This is a genomic window from Pedobacter sp. MR2016-24, assembly GCF_026239655.1.
Taxonomy (GTDB): Bacteria; Bacteroidota; Bacteroidia; order Sphingobacteriales; family Sphingobacteriaceae; genus Pedobacter.
Genome location: NZ_JAPIVO010000004.1, coordinates 179,949 through 198,797, shown reverse-complemented (window position 1 = coordinate 198,797; position 18,849 = coordinate 179,949). Strand labels below are relative to the sequence as shown.

Genomic DNA, 18,849 nt, shown 5'->3' with positions numbered 1-18,849 from the left:
CTCAATCAGGATTCGCTGCTTCAAATATTCTCTAAGACTGCTCATTAAAGAAAGAGGATTTTAATAAAAAAATAGAAAACGCTTAAAAACGCAAGAACCAACGCAAGGTATTTAGCATTACGCTCTACTTTAGATAAACCATCATTTTCCCTGGTACTTTTTTTTGCTTCTACTCTCATTATATCCCCCCTAAAAACTATTCTTTATTATTATCATTGAAATGCCTTGTCGCAACAGAACGCTTATTTGCATTTCTGGAGTGAATTAATGACACAATCTGCAAAAACATAAATTTCGGAATGGACACAAGCGCATTGTATATACGGCTATCAGCATTACTATGTACAAGAGAGAGATAAAATGCAAGAACGAACGAAACAAAACCAAAAACAAAAAACAAAGCAGACGCCAATTGGAGCATTATCAAATTAACAATCAGCAAAAATAAGGATACCACCAAAAACATAAATAAGGGTGGTCTCAAAAGTGTTACTCCAAATAAAAGCTGGTTAAAGCTAAAATTTTTCAATCCCCTTCCAATAATAAAAAATCCGTACTTAAAGTACTTAAACCATGTATTAATCCAACGTGACCTCTGGTTCACCAGCTGATCGGGACGCGAGGTTTTTTGATCATAGACTATTGCATGTTCAGCAAAAGCTATCCTCTCATTTCTTTTTAAAAGCTCATATTGCAACACCTTATCAAATCCTGCACCAGAAACGGGGTTATTTTGCAGGCATTCCTTATATAGAGAAGTATGGAATGCCATCCCTGAACCCGCTAATGTTGCAGACGAACCTAATTTATATAAAACGAGACCGTCATAAAAGTGATAGTACAAATCTCTTGCAGCATCAAGTTTCGCATAATTGGTGTCCATGTTCTTTGCGGACCTAACGCCCTGTACAGCCCTGAAACCAGCACTGAATAACACATTAAGTTCAGTAAGATATGCCTGATCAACCAAGTTATCACTGTCTATTATTGTTAGGATATTATGATTTCTCACAAACCTTTCAATGGCATAAAAGTGCGATTTCGTATTACCTGCCAAAACTGTTTCCGGTTTTAAGATAATTACTCTTTCATCATTAAAAACTAGAGATGAAATATCATCGCAATTATCCAGTACCAAATAAATTAAAAACTTCTTATAACTTAATTCAAGCAAAGAGTTTACAGTTTGCGGGATATGACTGATCTCCTGATATGCAGTAACAATTATTGCGTAATCATTTTCTTGCGCATTTGGTAGTAGAGCGATACTTTTTCGCTTTCTAACGAATAACGTATAGGAGATTAGCAGAATAATGGGGAAATACAGATTAAAGCCTATCAATAGCTGAAACAAATACCACAAATAAATAATTATCTGATAGACCATATTTTAACTATGCTTTACTTGGATCAGCTAATAATTCATTTTTCAGAACCCTGTTCATTACAAGTCCGATAAACTGGTTATCCAGCGATTTAAGATAATTCAACTGATTTTGCATAGTAATTGTAATAGGCTGATTTGCCTCAAATACAGCAGCAATTTTATCCACAAAAAGGAACCATTCTTTGGCCTTATTTAAGTGTGCTAAAGCTGGCGTCTCAATAATTATAACATCAAACTGTGATCTAAGAATATTGAGTTTATCTTTAATGTTGTTTTGAGTACCTGTTTCAAGTATTGACTTCTCACCACCACTGTTACACATTATAGTTACAGTATTTGAATTCGATGTATCAATCTCAATTTTATCTGTCGTCAGAAAATCTTCCAGGAATAAATTAGAATCCTTAGCGGATTCGCTTATAGTAGGATTTCCAAAATTTCCGTCAATTAACAATACCCTTTGGTTAGCTACAGCATATGCAGAAGCCAGACTTACCGAAAATAATGTTTTCCCTTCCTGATCATTAACGCTGGTTACAGCAAGTATTTTACCTTTCCCATCTGCTCTATCAGAAGATTTGTTGAGTTCAGTATCTATTTCGAATCTTATGGATCTTAACAGATTTTTAAAAACTTTCAATTCTTCAGCGCTTTGCTGATCAATACCAATTCTTTTGTAGTCCACATTGGATCTGTTGACCATATTAAGATAACCCAGGATTGGCAACTGAGTGGCATTCGCCAACTCCTGAATTCCCTTTACACTCTTATCAAGGAAGAAAACTACCAATAAAGCAATAAGACAAAAAACAAAGCTGGCTATAGTACTTACCGCTACAAGAAGCAATTTTTTTGACGGCACTAATGTACCCGGCATTGAAGTGTCCAGTTGGCGTAATTTAATATCTATATTGGATTCGATGCCAGATTGATTATATTTATTTTGAATATCGGTATACTCCTTAGTTGCAATATCAATATCTCGTTCAAATGATTGTATAGCTGCATCGAAAGGAACAATTCTGTCTAATTGACTATTTAAACGACCCAATTCATTGTCTAAGTTTCTTATGCTTGACTGGGACATATCTAATTCCAGCTCAAGTTTTAGTTTTTCCTGAACAAGGCTTTCTTTTCCTGCAAGAGGATTAGCTACAAAACGATCAGAGGCAGATTCAATTTGGGCACTAACGATGTCCTGCAAAGAATCAATACTTTTTTGATAACGCGGATTGAAATTACTCTGGATGTATTTATCACCCAATGCTTTCATCCTCTCCTTATTCTGCGAAATCTGTCCGTTAATTTTTACGCTACTTGATTCCAGGTATTTTCTGTCTGCCGGGTTAAATCGGGCATTAATATTTCTCAGCGCACTTTTATAAGAAGCAATATCCTTCTCCGATTGAAGCTTTTTATCTTTATAGTCAGTTATCTGAGCATAAAGAGATGTAGATAGATCCTTCAAATCCAGAATTCTGTTTGCTATCTTATAATTTCTTAAAGCAGCAATCTTGCTGTTCATTGTATCTTGCTTTTCTTTAAGCATACCACCTAAAAACTGGTTTGCCTTTTCTCTGTTTTGCTTAAAGCTTACAGAGGCATAGGTAATAAATTCCTTTGCAAGACTATTTAGAACGAAAGCCGATAAATTAGGATTTGATGAAGTGAATTCAAAATGAAGATAATCACTATTTTCAATTCTATAACTGGATAGATGCTTTCTCGTCGATTCAATATCATATCCTAATTTAGCTAACCCTTCATTCAGGCTTCGCTCGTAAGCATCAGATAAATTCAGCGATTGACGCTTTTGGTACTTTTCTCGAAAAGTAGCTAATGCTTTGACATTATCTAAGTTTTTAAATGCTTCAACAACTTTTTCCTTTGCCCTGAAAGGGTGGGCATCGGTTAAATCATGAATAATCAAACTATAAGACACCTGATTAAGAATCATTGGTAACCTGATAGTTTCCAACAAATTCGAAAACTGTTGATTTACTTTATCAGCTTGCAAATTACCTTCCCCGAGCACTTGCTGAGAATCGTCTACCAGACCTGTTGATATTTCAACCTGGGATGTATATTCGTTTGGCAGGTTACGTACCAGAAAAAATGCTACAACAGCGGTTAATACAGGTACACCCATTAAGATGTACTTGTACTTATTTAATAATTTGAAAAACTTAGTAAACTCCATTATTTAATATCTTCTAATTTCTGACCCACAAGTTCTTCAAGTGCGCTTTTCGCAGTCAACAAAGCAGCCTCTGCTGCAATCTTTTGCTGATATTGAGATGAAACCTGAGTAAGCGTCTGATTATAAGCTAAAAGGCTTTCTTCACCTTTTTCAAATTTACTTTTCATCAGTCTGTTTAATCCTTCAGTGTCGAGTGTGATCTTATTTAGAACACGTAATAACGTTAATTGTTGTATATACGTGAAATAACGGGTCTTTACCTGATTAACCAAAGTGAGATCATATTCCTGAGCCTCAAGCTTTGTTACATTGTAATTACTTTTAGCCTTTTTAATCGCAAAAGGTTTTTGAAGAAAAGTTCCCAAATTCACGGTTACACCATATTGGGGTCCGTTAAAAATATTATTAAGATCACCTCCTATGTTGACAGAGTTAGGTTTTGGTCTGTAAAAATAATTGAATGAGAATGCATCTAAAAATGATACAGCAGCAGAAGTTACATCAGCCTTAGCACCAGTTATCTTTTGTTGTTGTGTTTTCACTCTCGGATAATTCTCGCGCGCAGATGCGATTAATTTCTCAAGATATGGATAGTTAACCTCTGGGATCATACTTTCCTGGGCATTAACTGTTGGAACAAATGCAAATAATATCGCAATCGCGATCAAATATTGTAGTACTCTTGTTTTCATATAGGTTTTTGTTTTTATACTTTTTCTTTTTGTAATAATGCAGGGAAAGTCCCTAAAATAATTTTTATATCGAACCAGATAGAATAATTCTTGGCGTAGAAATTATCCAGTTTTTTACGTTCAGTATCAGACATATCTGCTTTTCCTCTTTTACTGATTTGCCACAATCCCGTAAGGCCTGACGGACCTAAAAAGCGCATGGACCACTCATTGGAAGTTAGCATCTCCGCTTCATATAATGGCAATGGCCGATTTCCGACCAATGACATATCACCTTTAAAAACATTAATCAGCTGAGGTAATTCATCAAGACTACTGTTACGGAGGAAGTTACCAAGTTTTGTAACTCTCGGATCATCTTTAATTTTGACAAAGGCATTGTTACCACTTCCATCGTCAGCATATTGATTCAAAGATGCTGACAAGTTCTTCAATTCCTTATCAGCCCCTGATCTCATAGATCTGAATTTGTAAAAATCGAAAATTTTATAACCCGTCCCTACTCTCTTGCTTTTATATATGACCCCGCCTTTGGAGTCTAATCTGATCAAAATTGCGATTAGAATTAATATAGGCGAAGTAAGAAGTAATATCGTTCCGGAAGATAAAATATCAAATACCCTTTTAGTCATTGGCATATCATACTCGCGTTCCTTCTTGATTGCTGAAAGCTGCTCAATATTTGGCTTAATTAATTTAAACTTTATCAAAAAACTCAGTCTATCCTTAAGATCCTCGATATCAAAGGGATAAAAATACAGATCATGAATCTGCTCTTTCATCGCCCGCTTTCTTAGCGTTAGGCTAACAACCTTTGAGAGAAGTATAATAATCAGACCTGCAGTAAGAGGATTACTCTTTATTTGCTTTACGATGGAAAATGACTTTTCTTCATCAACCATGTCAATGATGACAACATCCGGAGTAGAAAACAGTGAAAGTGTATTCAAATACTCTTCAAGATGTCTGATATCTCCAACATCTACCACACTGTAGTCCTGACTCAGTTTTTCTAAAGATTCAGGTAAGAGTTCAGGCCCAGAATAAACTAATTTCAGTCCTCTGTAATTTTGATCCATAAACGAGTTTAACAATTATACTGTAACAGAATTTAGAATTTTCGATATTTCGAGTTTTAAAACTTCAGGATTAAATGGCTTAGGAAAAAAACCTTCCACTTTAAAAGGAATCTCACTCACAACTTTATCCAGGTCTTGTGCCGCAGAAAGGATCAGTACCGGGATATTTCTATAATACCCGCTTATCTTGATACTTTTTAAAAATGACGAGCCGTCAAAATGTGGCATATGAAGATCAAGTATAATAAGATCAGGAAAATTACCATCCTCCAGCCATAGGTGTGCTTTGTAACCACTACTAGCTGCATAAATATTATAATTCTTTGCAAGGATGAAATTAAGTAACTTGAGAATACTTGGTTCATCATCTACAATTAAGATCTGTTTTTTAGTCACTGAAAGAGTATCCATTAATTAGACTGATTTTTAAATAAAATATTTCAATAGTTAACAAACCCACACAATTACACTACTATTATCCCAATAATTAACTATTCAGTTCCTTACTACCAAAGATATGTGAAAAATCTACATAATATATATTTTTGAAAAGATAAATACACAATTTTATATACATACTTTTGGATTTCATCACCATTCTTATACAAATGACCACATTATTTATCATATGAAATCAGTTCTTTTATCTATAGTTGTATGTTTAATTCTTTGTATCACTATAAGCTGTATTAAACGTAACAACAAAAACCCTGATAGTGATTTCATTGAAAAAATTGTAATAACAAATAAGCCGGCCTCTGTACGATCAGCAACACTTTTTGACAACTTCTTAGGCATTAATGCATTTGAATGGAACTTTCACGGCCATGACAATTCATTTGTTTCTCCACATCGGCTACAGCTTATTAAATCATTTAAAAATTTCAGGCACTATATGGATTGGGAAAAAATAGAACCTGTTGAAGGTCGATATACGTTTAATCCAACCAGCTCCGGATCATGGAGATATGATATCATTTATGAAAGTTGTAAAGAAAATAATATAGAAGTTATTGCATGCCTGAAAACATGTCCACCATGGCTGGTAAATACCTATCCGGCAAAGATTAGAGATGTTGAAAATGTACCTGCTCCATATGGATTAAAGAGAAGTAGTCCTGCATCATATATCAAACAAGCGAAGGCTGCATTTCAGTTTGCGGCCAGATATGGTTATAATACTAAAATTGACAGTTCAATGCTATCCGTCTATAAAGTTTCGAGGTGGCCGGGCGACTTACCTAACCGTGTAAAAATAGGTTTGGGGTTTGTTAAGTATATTGAGTGCGACAATGAGCGTGACAAATGGTGGAAAGGTAAACAAGCAGAACAGAGCCCCGAAGAGTATGCTGCAAATATGTCTGCATTTTATGATGGCCATATGGGAAAATTAGGTAAAAACGTTGGCGTAAAAAATGCAGATCCTGCTATGCAGGTAGTGATGGGCGGTCTATCAAAACCAGACCCGAATTATGTTATAGCTATGATCGCATGGTGCAAAAAAAACAGGGGAGTAAAATCTAATGGAGAAGTAAATTTATGCTTTGATGTAATTAACTACCATTATTATTCGGAAAACGTTACAGCAAAAAATCCCATAAGAACAGCAGGTGGGGCGCCAGAATTGGGATTGGCGGCAAAAATTGCGGATAGCTTCGTTAACATGTCGAAAAGATATGCAGGGAATAAACCTGTATGGGTTACAGAATGTGGATATGATGTAAATCCTAAAAGCCCTCAGGCTGCTACGATAGTCGGGAACAAAAGTATTCTTATTACACAAGCAGACTGGAGTATTAGAACTTCTCTATTATATGCCAGACACGGAATTAAGAAAGTTTTTTTCTATATGCTGGAAGATGTCGATAAGAAAAATCCCACTCAGTATAGCTCTTCTGGTTTCATAGACTCTAATGAAAAGCGGCCGGCGGCATTTTATTTCAGCCAGGCAAAAAAGTTGTTAGGTGCTTACAGCTACTCCCATACAGTAAGTGCTAATCCAATCATTGATGTTTATAGCTTAAATAAGAAGTATATGTATGTTGCATACATTCCCAATCAAAAAAATCTCAAAAGTAAAGTAAATCTAAAATTTAAAGGGTTTAAATATGCACGTATATATCAATTAGTACCAGAATCTGATACCATGTTATCGAAACTGGTCCACGTCATAAATGATCAGATCACATTAAACGTAACAGAAACTCCAACATTTGCAGAAGGGACAAATGATTCAGAGTCTTAGTGTTCATTTACAACAGATATTGAAAAAATTACTAGTTTTATATTATAATAAAAATCAATCACAGAATATTATGAAATCCATCTACGTCTTGCTTATGATTTTACTTCCCTTAATAGGGAAATCTCAAACATCTTCATACGCTAATAATGAATCTTTAAAAGCAATGATCAAGAGTGGAAAGGGTCCTCTCTTACTTAGTCAAAATGAAGCGCTTATTGTCACTAATCCTGCGGACATCAAACCATACTTGACAAAGGGGCAAATACTTTCATTAATGAATAAACCAGATTTGGCAATTGAAACATATAAATCTGTCCTGAATATGGCACCAAAGAATCAGGAAGCAAATACACAACTTGGAATACTTTATTATAATAAAGCGGGTACGTTTCTAAATAACCTGAGTGGCTTGTCTGCTAAAGAGGCTAAATCTTCGAAATATAAAGCTTACCTGCTTTACAGTAAATCATCTGCTTTACTGACGGATGCATCAAAAAATGGATCTAAATACCCCGGTCTACAGGATTATATCAGAAACGCAAATGCAAAAGCTGCAAAATTAGAAGTTCAATAAATCCACATATCCGGTGAGACATAAATGGTTCCTTAAATATTTGTTATTAATAATCTGTATCATATGATTAAAAACGCTCAAAACCTACTCCCTATTTCCATAATATGTTTAGTGACTCTTTTCATCTGTAGTTGTAAACCTGATGTGAAACAAAATGAAGAAATCATTATTCAAAAAAGGAAAGACAAGCATATCCCGTTTAAAAATATGCTTGGAATAAATGCTTTTGAATGGGACTTTTTGCAGGATCCGGAAGCTCCTAATGATATTGATAAAATCCATCCTAATCAAATGGCATTGATAAAGTCATTTACACAGGTGCGTCATTACCTTGACTGGGAAAAACTTGAAAATACGGAAGGTAGTTATACCTATAATCCTACAAACAGAGGAGGATGGAATCTTGATCTTATTTATGAAGAATGTAAAAAAGATAGCATTTTAGTCGTTACCTGCATAAAGAACGTACCTGACTGGCTGTATAACACTTACCCAACCTCACAGAGAGGGAATGAAAATATACCAGCTCCTTACAAGCATCACCGAGAAAAACCAGCATCTTATATAGCACAAGCAAAAATGGCTTTTCAGTTTGCAGCCAGATATGGTAATAACAAAAAAATAAATAAAGCATTGTTATCTGTCAATAGCAAACCACGTTGGACCGGGGACTCTACAAATAAAATTAGAGTTGGACTGGATCTTATAAAATATGTGGAATGCAACAATGAACCAGACAAATGGTGGAAAGGTGTCCAATCAAAACAAACTCCAAGAGAATATGCTGCTAACCTTTCGGCATTTTATGACGGTGATAAAGGCAGGCTAGGTAAAAATACTGGAATCAAGAATGCCGACTCAACAATGAAAGTTGTTATAGGTGGTTTGGCCAAAGCCGATATTAATTATATCAAAGAAATGGTCGCTTGGTGTAAAGAAAATAGAGGACTTAATGCTGACGGTAGTATTAATCTGTGTTTTGATGTAATCAATTATCATTTATACTCAAATGACAATACTGGCTGGTTTGCAAAATTTGTAAATAAAGATCGCGGTGTAGCACCTGAATTGACAGTAATGGGAGACATAGCAGATACCTTTGTTGATTACGCATCCACTTTGAAAAACATTGAAGTATGGTCTACAGAATTAGGCTATGATTTAAAGGAACAAAGTGTGCAGCGTGCAATCGCGATCGGATCAAAATCAGTTGAAGTAACACAAGGTGACTGGGCTATCAGATCTGCATTATTATACGCCAGACACGGAGTAGATCGGCTGTTCTTTTACCAATTGTTTGACACCGATGCTCCTGGAGCAAATTCAGGTGGACCATTTGGTGCTTCTGGTCTGGTTGCAAGAACTAAGAGAAGACCTGCAGCAAATTATTTCCTGCAGCTGAATAAGCTAATGGGCGATTATATTTATGATTCTACAACTAACCTAGACCCTATTGTCGATGTTTATAAAAATGGCAACAAAACAATGTATGTACTTGTCATTCCAGATGAAAAAGGCAGGACTGAAGATTTTGAATTAATTTTAAAGGGTGCAAAAAAAGCTGAAGTTTACACATTAAATCCATTCTCCAGCAAGATTAATAAAAAAACGGCAACTGTTAAAGAAGGTATTCTGGAAACAACTGTAACTGAAACTCCAAAAATAATTGAGGTTATAAATTAAATATTAATAAACTGACAGAATTCAATAAATTAAATGAATTCTGTCAGTTTATATCCTGAATATCAATTTCAGAAAAAAACAGTCAGAATTACCTTACCGAACATTAGACAATCATTAAATTCAGAATTATTATTTAAAATCCTTATCTTGACTGCTCAATATTTTTAATCAAATTTGCCTGCGTATAAAGAATCAAACTCAACGACAGCTGAATTAAATCAATTTAAAAGACAGGTAGGTTATAAGGAACTATGGTTTTGAAGGATAAAGTAATTGTTTTTTTGGGAAATACTCGTTTTGATAGTGAAATACAAGCTACTTCATTATTTATTGCAAGAAATTTAGCAAAAGAAAATAAGGTCTATTTCATTGATTATCCCTTCACTCTAAAAGACTATTTTGACTCATCCAATACATCAGAAAGACGTAAAGAAAAGTTTTCAGTATTTTCAGACGGATTACTTAACACGGACATCCCGAATTTAAAAATCATAATTACCCCACCTGTACTTCCTATTAACTTTCTGCCTGAGGGTTTTTTATTCCGATCAATCCTTAAAGTTAACGAATCAATATTAGGTCATAGAATAAAACATATCTTGGTAAAGGAAGGCGTAGGGGAATTTATCTATATCAATTCGTTTAACTTCCATTACCCCGGACTAGCTGATATCATAAAACCTACATTAAACGTATACCACTGCGTAGACCCGATGATAGTTCCCTGGGATATGAAACATGGCATAAAATCAGAAGAACAGCTAGTGAAGCAAAGCGATCTGGTAATCTGCACCAGCAAGGCACTCTTCATCGAAAAAAAGAGTCTAAACAAAAATAGTTACTTTGTTCCTAATGCTACGGACTCAGTTAATAGCGCCGGTGTAAATCAAGATGATTTACACGCACTTGTGGAAAATTTAAAAAAACCTATTATTGGTTACCTCGGAACAATTGAAAGAAGGATTGATTATGAGTTATTACAGGAAGTTATAGATTTAAATAAGGACAAAACATTTGTTTTTGCTGGTCCTACTGTGAGTGAACATATTCCTGAAACTTTCTTTGATAATCCAAATGCTCACATGCTAGGTCCAATTGTTTATAACGAGGTTCCTCAAATGATCAATAGTTTCGATGTCGCTATAATTCCATTTAAAAAAGACGAAGTCAGCAGCACAATTTTTCCGATTAAACTCTTTGAATATCTGGGCGCAGGCAAACCAGTTGTTGCAACAGATTTTAATGATGACCTGAAGGATTTCACAGATAATTGCGTTCAATACTGTGAAAATGCAAAGTCGTTTACAGAAGCTATCCAAACCGAACTCACTACAAACAGCCCTGAAAGAATCCAGTGTCGTAAAGACTTAGCTAAGTTAAACACATGGGAAAACCGTGCAGATCAGATTGCTGTGATACTAGAAAATCATCTAAGTAAAATATAGAATCACTATTTGAGCTTTTTATTATTCAGGTAAGAGCTTTATTTAAATAATCTCTTTATTCTCATAATGGTACCTTTTACAAAACCTCCATCAAGCTGAATTCTTCTATCCGTAGTCCAGACCATTGCATTTGGAGCAGTTACGTAATGCAATTTCCCATAACCTTTCTCACGCAATTTAACTGCGAGAAAACCATCTTCATTGGTACCGACGGGATGATTAAACCCATCCACAGACAATCCTTGCTCTCTTCTGAAACCCGAATTGAAACCATAAACATTAACCGCTTCATCTTTAGTTTTTTTATTGAACCACCTTACTGACTCTGCTAAATGCTCATACAAGAAATAAACCCATCGTCCGGTAGAAGCGGTGGGGATCGTTCCAAACCGCCCATAAGTAATGGATACCGCCTGATCATTAACTAGAGGATTGATCATTTCTTCTATCCAATCCTCAGGATATATTGTATCAGCATCAGCATTCAAGATATATTTACCTCTCGCTATAGCAAGACCAGCATTCCTTGCAGGCACGATTCCTTGAGTGTATTCATTAATACAATTTACTCCACACGCTGTGGCAAGAGACGCAGTGTCATCCTTTGAATTGTTATTGCAAACAATAATTTCCACAATCTTTGAGGTCTTGTTATTACACAATGATGCCAATGTAGGTACTATAGTTAAGGTCTCATTGTAAGCAGGCATGACAATACTAACGACTGGTTCACCATCCGATATTCTTTCATATGCTAACTTCGCGGAGTTGCACATTTCTGATTTTGTCAGCCTACTATCAACAAACTGTCTAATTTTTTTAGGGATATTAAGTGGCCTCATTTATGAGATAATAAAATAAATACTGTTGAATATTAGCGGAGATTATAAATAACTATTGTATCGCACTAAAGTTATTAAAAATAAGAGTACTAAATAGAGATGAAATCTAAAAAGCTTACTCCTTTTCAATAAAAATTGGCGTTTCTGTCACTGTGATTTTTAATTTACCGTTTACAGTTACAAGTTTTTCAGCTATCATCTCACTTCCTCCAGGAGCTAACGTATAAGCAGTAGCTGCTTTACTAGCTCCAAGATCCAACTCATATAGCTTAGTTCTTCCCACTTGATCAGGAATAGAAAGCACATATATTCTTCTTGTATTCAAAGCATAAATATCAACAGTTGGATCCGTACTGATTGTTTCCTGATATTGGAAATTGCCCATCAGCTTTTTTGTTTGCAGGAAGTAATCAGCTACAGGTCTTCTTACCTGACCTACAGCAAATCCGGAAGATGAGTATTGAATAGTACTATTTACGTCAACGTCATCCAGCATATAAAAAAAAGATCTTTTTAAGCCATGTCTGACATTCAGCAGTGCAGTTCTCAGCATCCAATCTGCTTGAGTAATCAACACCGATTTATTTCCAATTTTGATAGCTCGCTGAGGGCTTGAAGTATTGATGTCGTACCCCGCTTCAGTAAGCCAAACTTCAGTTCCATTAGCCTTCTCTTTCGCCATGGCTATAAAACCATCAGCAGTTTTTGCAGCCGGACTTAACTCAGGAGCTCTTCCAGCGGTTGAACCTTGAGAAACAGTACTATTATTACTGTAGTTATGGTAATTGATAACATCAAAACAGAGGTTTACTGATCCGTCAGCCTTAAGGCCTCTATTCTTACGACACCATTCAATCATCTTAATTACAAAATTAACATCAGGCGTGGCAAGTCCACCCATTACCACTTTCATCGTAGGATCAGCCGTTTTTACGCCAACGTTTTTACCTAGTTTTCCAAGATGACCATCATAAAATGCAGACATATTAGCGGCATATTCTTCAGGGCTCTGCTGTGCTTTAGCTCCTTTCCACCATTTATCTCTTTCATTGTCGCATTCTATATAATTAATATATCCAAGGCCAATCTTGACCTGATTTATTGGATCTCCGTTCCATCGTTGAGCAGTATTTACACTAAGTAATGTGGGGTCAACATTGGTCGTGTGACCATATCTGGCAGCAAACTGAAACGCGACTCTGGCTTCTTTTATATATGATGCTGGATCACTCCTATCTAAACCATAAGGTGCCGGAACATTCTCCGCATCACGCTGGTCAACTGGATAGGTATTTACTAACCAGGTTGGACAATTTTTAATACATGAAAGCACCTCTATTCCTTCAGCCTTGCATTTTGCATATATCATATCATAATTCCATCCACCCGAATGAACAGGATTGAATGTATATTTCCCTTCTTCCGACTCCAATTTATCCCAATCCAGGTAATGTCTAAATCCACCAAACGACTTGATAACATTCATCTTTCCATCCGAGATGACAGTATTATCATTATCTGAAAAATCCCACTCAAAAGCATTAATACCCAAATGGTTTTGTAGAAGGCTGGTATTTATTACGGGAATAACCGGTGTAACACTTACAGGATCTCCTTGTGATCCCCTTTTTTTAGCACATGAAAATGAAAGTAATGAGAAACAAAAGAATGAGAGTATTAAATTTTTCATAATATATCCTTAATAATTAAGTTAGAAACCGTGATTTTTTTTGACTTATTTTCATAAGTTCTCATCAACATTTTAGAGTATGCCTCAAAATTCCAAAAGAAATTAGTTGTTTTTATATTAGTAATTCAAGTTAAATATCCATCGTGTATAATTACAAAAGACATAAATCAGATGTCTGGGAGGTAGTGGTTACATATCTTTAAATGCCAAATAAAACTCTAAAATCAGTCAGCATATCCGTAAAAATATCTTACTACAAGCATTATTTCTGGAACTAATATAAAACAGTTTAATTCGCTTACAAAGAAATTAGATAAAAAAGTAAGGTCAAACATTAAAGTATTCAGTTTTGCCGCACTAGAACTCCAAAGATTATATATTCGCCTTATAAACAGAGTTCAATAATTCGTTATGAATAAATTCCTAATTTTCCTATTTGTTCCAATCATTTTTCCTTCTATAATTAAAGCTCAACAGGACACACTAACTTACAATGTCGCAACCACAAAACGTATTATTCGTAGGCTAGTAAAAACCCCTGCTGCTCTGGGCATATCCGAAAAGGTTCAGAAGAGAAATGGCAGTGCAACAAACCTCCCAACTAATATTGCGCTGTTTGCGGTTGACAGACGTTCATCAGATATTGAGGGAAACTCGGATGTGATCATGATTATATCAATTGATCCGGTAACAAAAAAGCTTAAAATGTCTTCTCTTTTAAGGGATACTTATGTATATATTGAAGAAAAGGGAAAAGATAAACTAAATGCCGCTTTTGCCATTGGTGGTCCTCAATTAGCAATAAAGACTATTAATCAGAATTTCGATTTGGACATTAAAGATTATATTAATGTTGATTTTTTTAGTGCAGCTAAAATAGTAGACGCGTTGGGTGGGGTAAATATAAATGTTAAACCCGCTGAGCTATCGTTCTTAAATAATTATCTATATGAAATCTCACTGATAGAAAAGATACCTTCCGTACCACTTACCTCTGCTGGTTTGCAAAAACTAAATGGAAAACAGACAGTAGCTTACACCAGAATCAGAGCAGTTGGTCGTGGAGACTATGAAAGAACTGAAAGGCAAAGAAATGTCTTAGTTGCCTTGTTCAGCAAAATGCAGGGGGCAGGTCCAGATACCTTTCCTGTCTTTATGAATGAGATCCTTCCAAACCTTGAAACAAGTATGTCCAGCAGGACACTCTTCACGATTGGAAGCAACATCCTTAACTCAAAAACTAAAGTAATTGAGCAAGCCAGATTCCCTATGGATTCAGCATGTAAAGGGGAAAGAATCAATAATGTTTGGTACCTAAACACTGACTTAAAAGCAACGAGTAATTCCCTTTACAATTTTATTTATAAAAATATTCATCCAGGTAAGTAAACTTGTTTCAATGTAGAACTGAACTTATCATTAGTAGGTTTTGCTTGCATAGAGCATATCATCTCCTACCGCATGAACTTCGCAATGACAATATATAGCGTAAATCTTGCGACTGGTGCAGCAACGGCTGGGATTGATTTCCCTCGGGCAGTCCGTGCATTCACACTAGCACTTGGTTTCTAGTCATTTTTTTTTGGATATTCTCATTACAAAGCCGGCGCTCCGGCTTTGTAATGAGAATATTTAATAGACTAAGGTATCGTCAATTACTTTGACAGGGTTCTGGGTTGATACTGTAACTGGTATAGATGAAGTCTGTACGAAGCTATAGTGTACAAACAGAGAGGTAATAGACTAAAGATATTTTCAAAGCGGTTATAAGAGGTTTGACAGGGGGTTGATAGGCGGTTGTAGGCGTTAAACCCTGTTCAATGTTTAATCAGCTATATATCAACGCATTGTAACAATCTTGTTGTTTACTGCTTTCCTCTACTCACCCTCTTGTTTCTTTCAGTATCTTTTCCTATCTTGCTCATAACCAACCCAGAATCCTGTAACTAACCAAACAGCATCATGGCAAAACATCCTTATGGCGTCCTTGGTCCCTTTATCGGCAGATTAGGCCCTACAGTAGGTTATATGCTCGGCGATATCAATGTCAGCCGCACCATTGGTAAATACCATGGCCCCAGAACGCCCAAACAATTTGCGAATGAAACCAGAATGGGACTCGTTTCTTCCTTGTCCGGTATCCTGGAAGAGTTCCTGAACTTTGGCCTGAGGGCTGTTTCCGGCATCGGTAAGCAGGATCCGCGCAACCACTTTATCAAACTCAATAAACAAAAAGCCGTTAAAGGGGAATATCCCAACATAGAAACCGATTTCAGCAAGCTGATCGTGGCCGATGGAAATATCCCTGCACCGAAAAATGGTCAGGCGCTATTGACAGGAAACCGTCTTGAAGTAACCTGGAAGGCAGACATGGAAGCCTTAGGAACGAATGAAAGGGACCAGGTGATGATCCTGGCCTACTTCCCTTCGGTGAAAAAAGCAGTGACACTGGCCAGTGGTGCCCGCAGGTCCGCAGAAACGGAAAGCATCAACTTACCTGAATTTGAGCTGGAAACTGCTGTGGAAGTCTATATGGCCTTCGTGGCGGATAACCGCCTGGATGCCTCTCCAAGTGTATATTTAGGGCAATTACTCCTCAATGAGGGCGTGGGCGAACTCGAAGAAGGTTTTAAATTTGCAAGTGAGGCCGTCAATAAGGAAACGGGCGAAATTTATTATGATCCGGCCTATCAATATGTACATGTTCCGCCGGAATATGACGACAAGAAGCCTGAACAGGTGCATAAAGTGAAGAAACTTTCACCGATGCTCAGGGTATTCAAGAACCAGATCAATATCGGTTACCCGGAGGGTGGCACATTGACGCAGATGAACAAGGCCATGAGCTATAATCTGCTCCATGCGATGAAAGGGGAAGCCCCGTTATATCATATTGACTTCCCTAAGCTAAAATTCAGCAGGGGAAAAAGGGAAAGCGCATGGTCCACCAAAATGATGCTGGATGAAGACAATAAGCTGCAGGTAAAATGGGCCGTGCCGGAAACAGCAAACATGAAACTGATTGGGGATGACATCGCCTGCATCATGGTGTACAATCAATCCAGGAAGCATGCTTCCGCTGAATCCTATATGGTTACACGGAAAGAGCTTTCCACTGAGTTGTATTTAAGGGGAATAAAACCGGGAGATATTATTCATGCATGGATCTTCTTTTACACCCCGGATGAATCACAGGCATCCAATACAGATTACCTGGGCAGCCTGACCATACCAAAAAAATAATTTCTATAGTTAGACCGAAATTAAACTTCCGGTGTAACTATAGAAACTTACTATCAAAATCGAAATATGCAAACATAGAAATCTTTACCCCAATTGAGGAACCCCATACACAATGTGGATTAGATCTAAGTTCAATACATAAGTTAAATAGCCCTTTGACACATGATTTATGTGACATTTTTAGCTTAAAAATATTTAGGCATAGTAATGGTCTATACCAAGTATATATAAACTATATACTTATGAAAACGTCTCCTCAATACTATAGCCCTTTTAGTGCAAGCGCCAGAAAATGGATGATCACAATTGGAACACTTGCATTTGTTGCTACATTGGCTTATGCTTTAAGCACTGGTGTAGTTTCTTATTTAAACTACTAATTCGCGTTTTTCTTTTTAGCGACTACCTTTTTTTAAAGGTTTAGTCAATTTAAAACAGAAGGTCCGGTTTTAGCTGCTTTTAGCTTCGGGATAATAAGGTATAAAAAAACCGCAAGCCTTTCGGATTGCGGTTCTGAGAGTTTATTTAGTATTTTAATTTTGAAACTACAGTGATACTTCCGCCTTTAACTTCAAGACCTTTTGTAGCCACACCTGTTGTACCGTTAATCGAGTAAACCCAATTTCCGTCTGGTGTATTTATACCGATGAAGATAGCAGTTGCATCATCATTGGTAACATTATATCTGTTTACTGTTGTACTGTTGATAACAGCCGGCTGACCTGTAACCCATGTAAATGTCTGCGCATAAACATCGACTACAGCCAATTTCGGTGCTCCGGAAACCAGGCCAATGTTACCGTACATCTGTACCAATACTTTTCCGTTACCGATATAAGCACTTGAGGATAGTTTATAACCTCCTGATTTTGTCTGAAGATTGAAAAAGTAATTCTGATCAAATTCTATAGCACCCTTGTTAATTCTGATTACTGCAGACGGTTTAGTGGATACAGCTGCACCGTTGCTCGTAGCAATTGCGCCAGAGAAACCATAAGCGTCACCTTTCTCATCCTGGAATAATCCATTAGTGAAATAAGCCCCCAGGTAACTGGTACGACCATCTCTGATGATTTTTTCCAGTTTCAATGCAGGATAACTGTATACCGCTACCCATGTACTATCTGGAAATTGTGTACCAAAGTTATCTACGCCATCTCCTTTAATACTCATGTAAGGCATAAATACTTTATCACCTACTTGTGTAGCCCAGGTAAAGTGTGCACGCTCACCTTTAGTCGTCAATAGTTTCGTATCCTGTTGTGCTTCACCTACAATAAGTGATTGCGCAGCGTCGATACGATACATATAAGAAATAGATGCACCACTTCTTGGAACTTTAATGGTTACAACGTCTTTATCTACCGGAGCAAATACCTGTACAGTCTCTGCCTGGAAATTTGATGTTTTAATGAGTTTACCTTCAGCATTTAACGCGTAGGAAGTAACAGCTCCGGGATTTCCCTGTCCATATAACAAGCTGAAAAATTTGTTTTGTGACGTTACATAATAACGATAAGAACCATCTTGTTCTAAGCCATTTCCCACTGTAGTGATACTACCTGTAGTGAGATTGTCTGTAGTAAGCAGGTAATCGGCGATACCTGTGGCACCTGTAGTAGCAGTGATAATATATTTTGTGCTACGGGTATCTAAAGAAGCCTCACCATTTGGTGAATCTGAATCTTTACTGCATGAGCTCAATGCAACCGCACAAATTGCGGCAAAAAGGAAGTTTTTGTACTGTTTATTCATGATCTGATAACTTA

Annotated in this window: 15 protein-coding genes; 7 read left to right on the top strand and 8 right to left on the bottom strand. The window is 36.5% G+C overall.

Annotation, left to right across the window (positions count from 1 at the left end):
- Nucleotides 1-196 precede the first annotated feature (196 nt).
- The 5 genes from OQX62_RS12035 to OQX62_RS12015 are packed head-to-tail and all read right to left on the bottom strand — an operon-like array spanning nt 197 to nt 5,769.
- Nucleotides 197-1,387, bottom strand: a complete 1,191-nt coding sequence (locus tag OQX62_RS12035) for a glycosyltransferase (RefSeq protein WP_265831784.1) — start codon at nt 1,385-1,387, stop codon at nt 197-199.
- Nucleotides 1,388-1,394: 7 nt separating this feature from the next.
- Nucleotides 1,395-3,587 (bottom strand): exopolysaccharide transport family protein, encoded by a 2,193-nt coding sequence (locus OQX62_RS12030; RefSeq protein ID WP_265831783.1) that lies wholly within the window; start codon nt 3,585-3,587, stop codon nt 1,395-1,397.
- Nucleotides 3,587-4,279 (bottom strand): TolC family protein, encoded by a 693-nt coding sequence (locus OQX62_RS12025; RefSeq protein WP_265831782.1) that lies wholly within the window; start codon nt 4,277-4,279, stop codon nt 3,587-3,589. Before OQX62_RS12025 ends, OQX62_RS12030 begins: the two co-directional genes overlap by 1 nt.
- Before the next feature lie 14 nt (nt 4,280-4,293).
- Nucleotides 4,294-5,358, bottom strand: a complete 1,065-nt coding sequence (locus OQX62_RS12020; protein ID WP_265831781.1) for a sugar transferase — start codon at nt 5,356-5,358, stop codon at nt 4,294-4,296.
- Between the two features lie 15 nt (nt 5,359-5,373).
- The gene (locus OQX62_RS12015) at nt 5,374-5,769 is read right to left on the bottom strand and encodes a response regulator (protein WP_265831780.1); all 396 of its coding nucleotides are present in this window, start codon (nt 5,767-5,769) and stop codon (nt 5,374-5,376) included.
- A gap of 484 nt (nt 5,770-6,253) precedes the next feature.
- Here OQX62_RS12015 and OQX62_RS12010 point away from each other — a divergent pair, with 484 nt between their 5' ends.
- The 4 genes from OQX62_RS12010 (at nt 6,254) to OQX62_RS11995 (ending at nt 11,305) form a co-directional block, all read left to right on the top strand.
- Complete coding sequence (locus OQX62_RS12010; protein ID WP_265831779.1) at nt 6,254-7,603, top strand: beta-galactosidase; 1,350 nt, start codon at nt 6,254-6,256, stop codon at nt 7,601-7,603.
- Nucleotides 7,604-7,673: 70 nt separating this feature from the next.
- The gene (locus OQX62_RS12005; protein ID WP_265831778.1) at nt 7,674-8,177 is read left to right on the top strand and encodes a hypothetical protein; all 504 of its coding nucleotides are present in this window, start codon (nt 7,674-7,676) and stop codon (nt 8,175-8,177) included.
- 63 nt (nt 8,178-8,240) lie between these two features.
- Nucleotides 8,241-9,860, top strand: coding sequence for a hypothetical protein (locus tag OQX62_RS12000; RefSeq protein ID WP_265831777.1), 1,620 nt, complete (start codon nt 8,241-8,243; stop codon nt 9,858-9,860).
- A 251-nt stretch (nt 9,861-10,111) separates the two neighbouring features.
- Nucleotides 10,112-11,305, top strand: a complete 1,194-nt coding sequence (locus OQX62_RS11995; protein WP_265831776.1) for a glycosyltransferase — start codon at nt 10,112-10,114, stop codon at nt 11,303-11,305.
- Between the two features lie 38 nt (nt 11,306-11,343).
- On the opposite strand, the gene OQX62_RS11990 is transcribed toward OQX62_RS11995, so the two are convergent.
- Complete coding sequence (locus tag OQX62_RS11990) at nt 11,344-12,081, bottom strand: glycosyltransferase (protein WP_265831775.1); 738 nt, start codon at nt 12,079-12,081, stop codon at nt 11,344-11,346.
- A 181-nt stretch (nt 12,082-12,262) separates the two neighbouring features.
- Nucleotides 12,263-13,837, bottom strand: a complete 1,575-nt coding sequence (locus OQX62_RS11985; RefSeq protein ID WP_265831774.1) for a hypothetical protein — start codon at nt 13,835-13,837, stop codon at nt 12,263-12,265.
- 411 nt (nt 13,838-14,248) lie between these two features.
- Here OQX62_RS11985 and OQX62_RS11980 point away from each other — a divergent pair, with 411 nt between their 5' ends.
- The 3 genes from OQX62_RS11980 to OQX62_RS11970 all read left to right on the top strand — a co-directional run bounded on the left by OQX62_RS11980 (nt 14,249) and on the right by OQX62_RS11970 (nt 17,460).
- Nucleotides 14,249-15,226, top strand: coding sequence for an LCP family protein (locus OQX62_RS11980; protein ID WP_265831773.1), 978 nt, complete (start codon nt 14,249-14,251; stop codon nt 15,224-15,226).
- Between the two features lie 573 nt (nt 15,227-15,799).
- Complete coding sequence (locus OQX62_RS11975) at nt 15,800-17,080, top strand: DUF6266 family protein (protein ID WP_265831772.1); 1,281 nt, start codon at nt 15,800-15,802, stop codon at nt 17,078-17,080.
- Between the two features lie 242 nt (nt 17,081-17,322).
- Entirely contained in the window at nt 17,323-17,460 is a 138-nt protein-coding gene (locus OQX62_RS11970; RefSeq protein ID WP_265831771.1) for a hypothetical protein, read from the top strand.
- A 145-nt stretch (nt 17,461-17,605) separates the two neighbouring features.
- Here the strand turns inward: OQX62_RS11970 and OQX62_RS11965 are convergent, their stop codons facing one another.
- Nucleotides 17,606-18,835 (bottom strand): DUF4374 domain-containing protein, encoded by a 1,230-nt coding sequence (locus OQX62_RS11965; RefSeq protein ID WP_265831770.1) that lies wholly within the window; start codon nt 18,833-18,835, stop codon nt 17,606-17,608.
- Nucleotides 18,836-18,849: the final 14 nt, after the last annotated feature.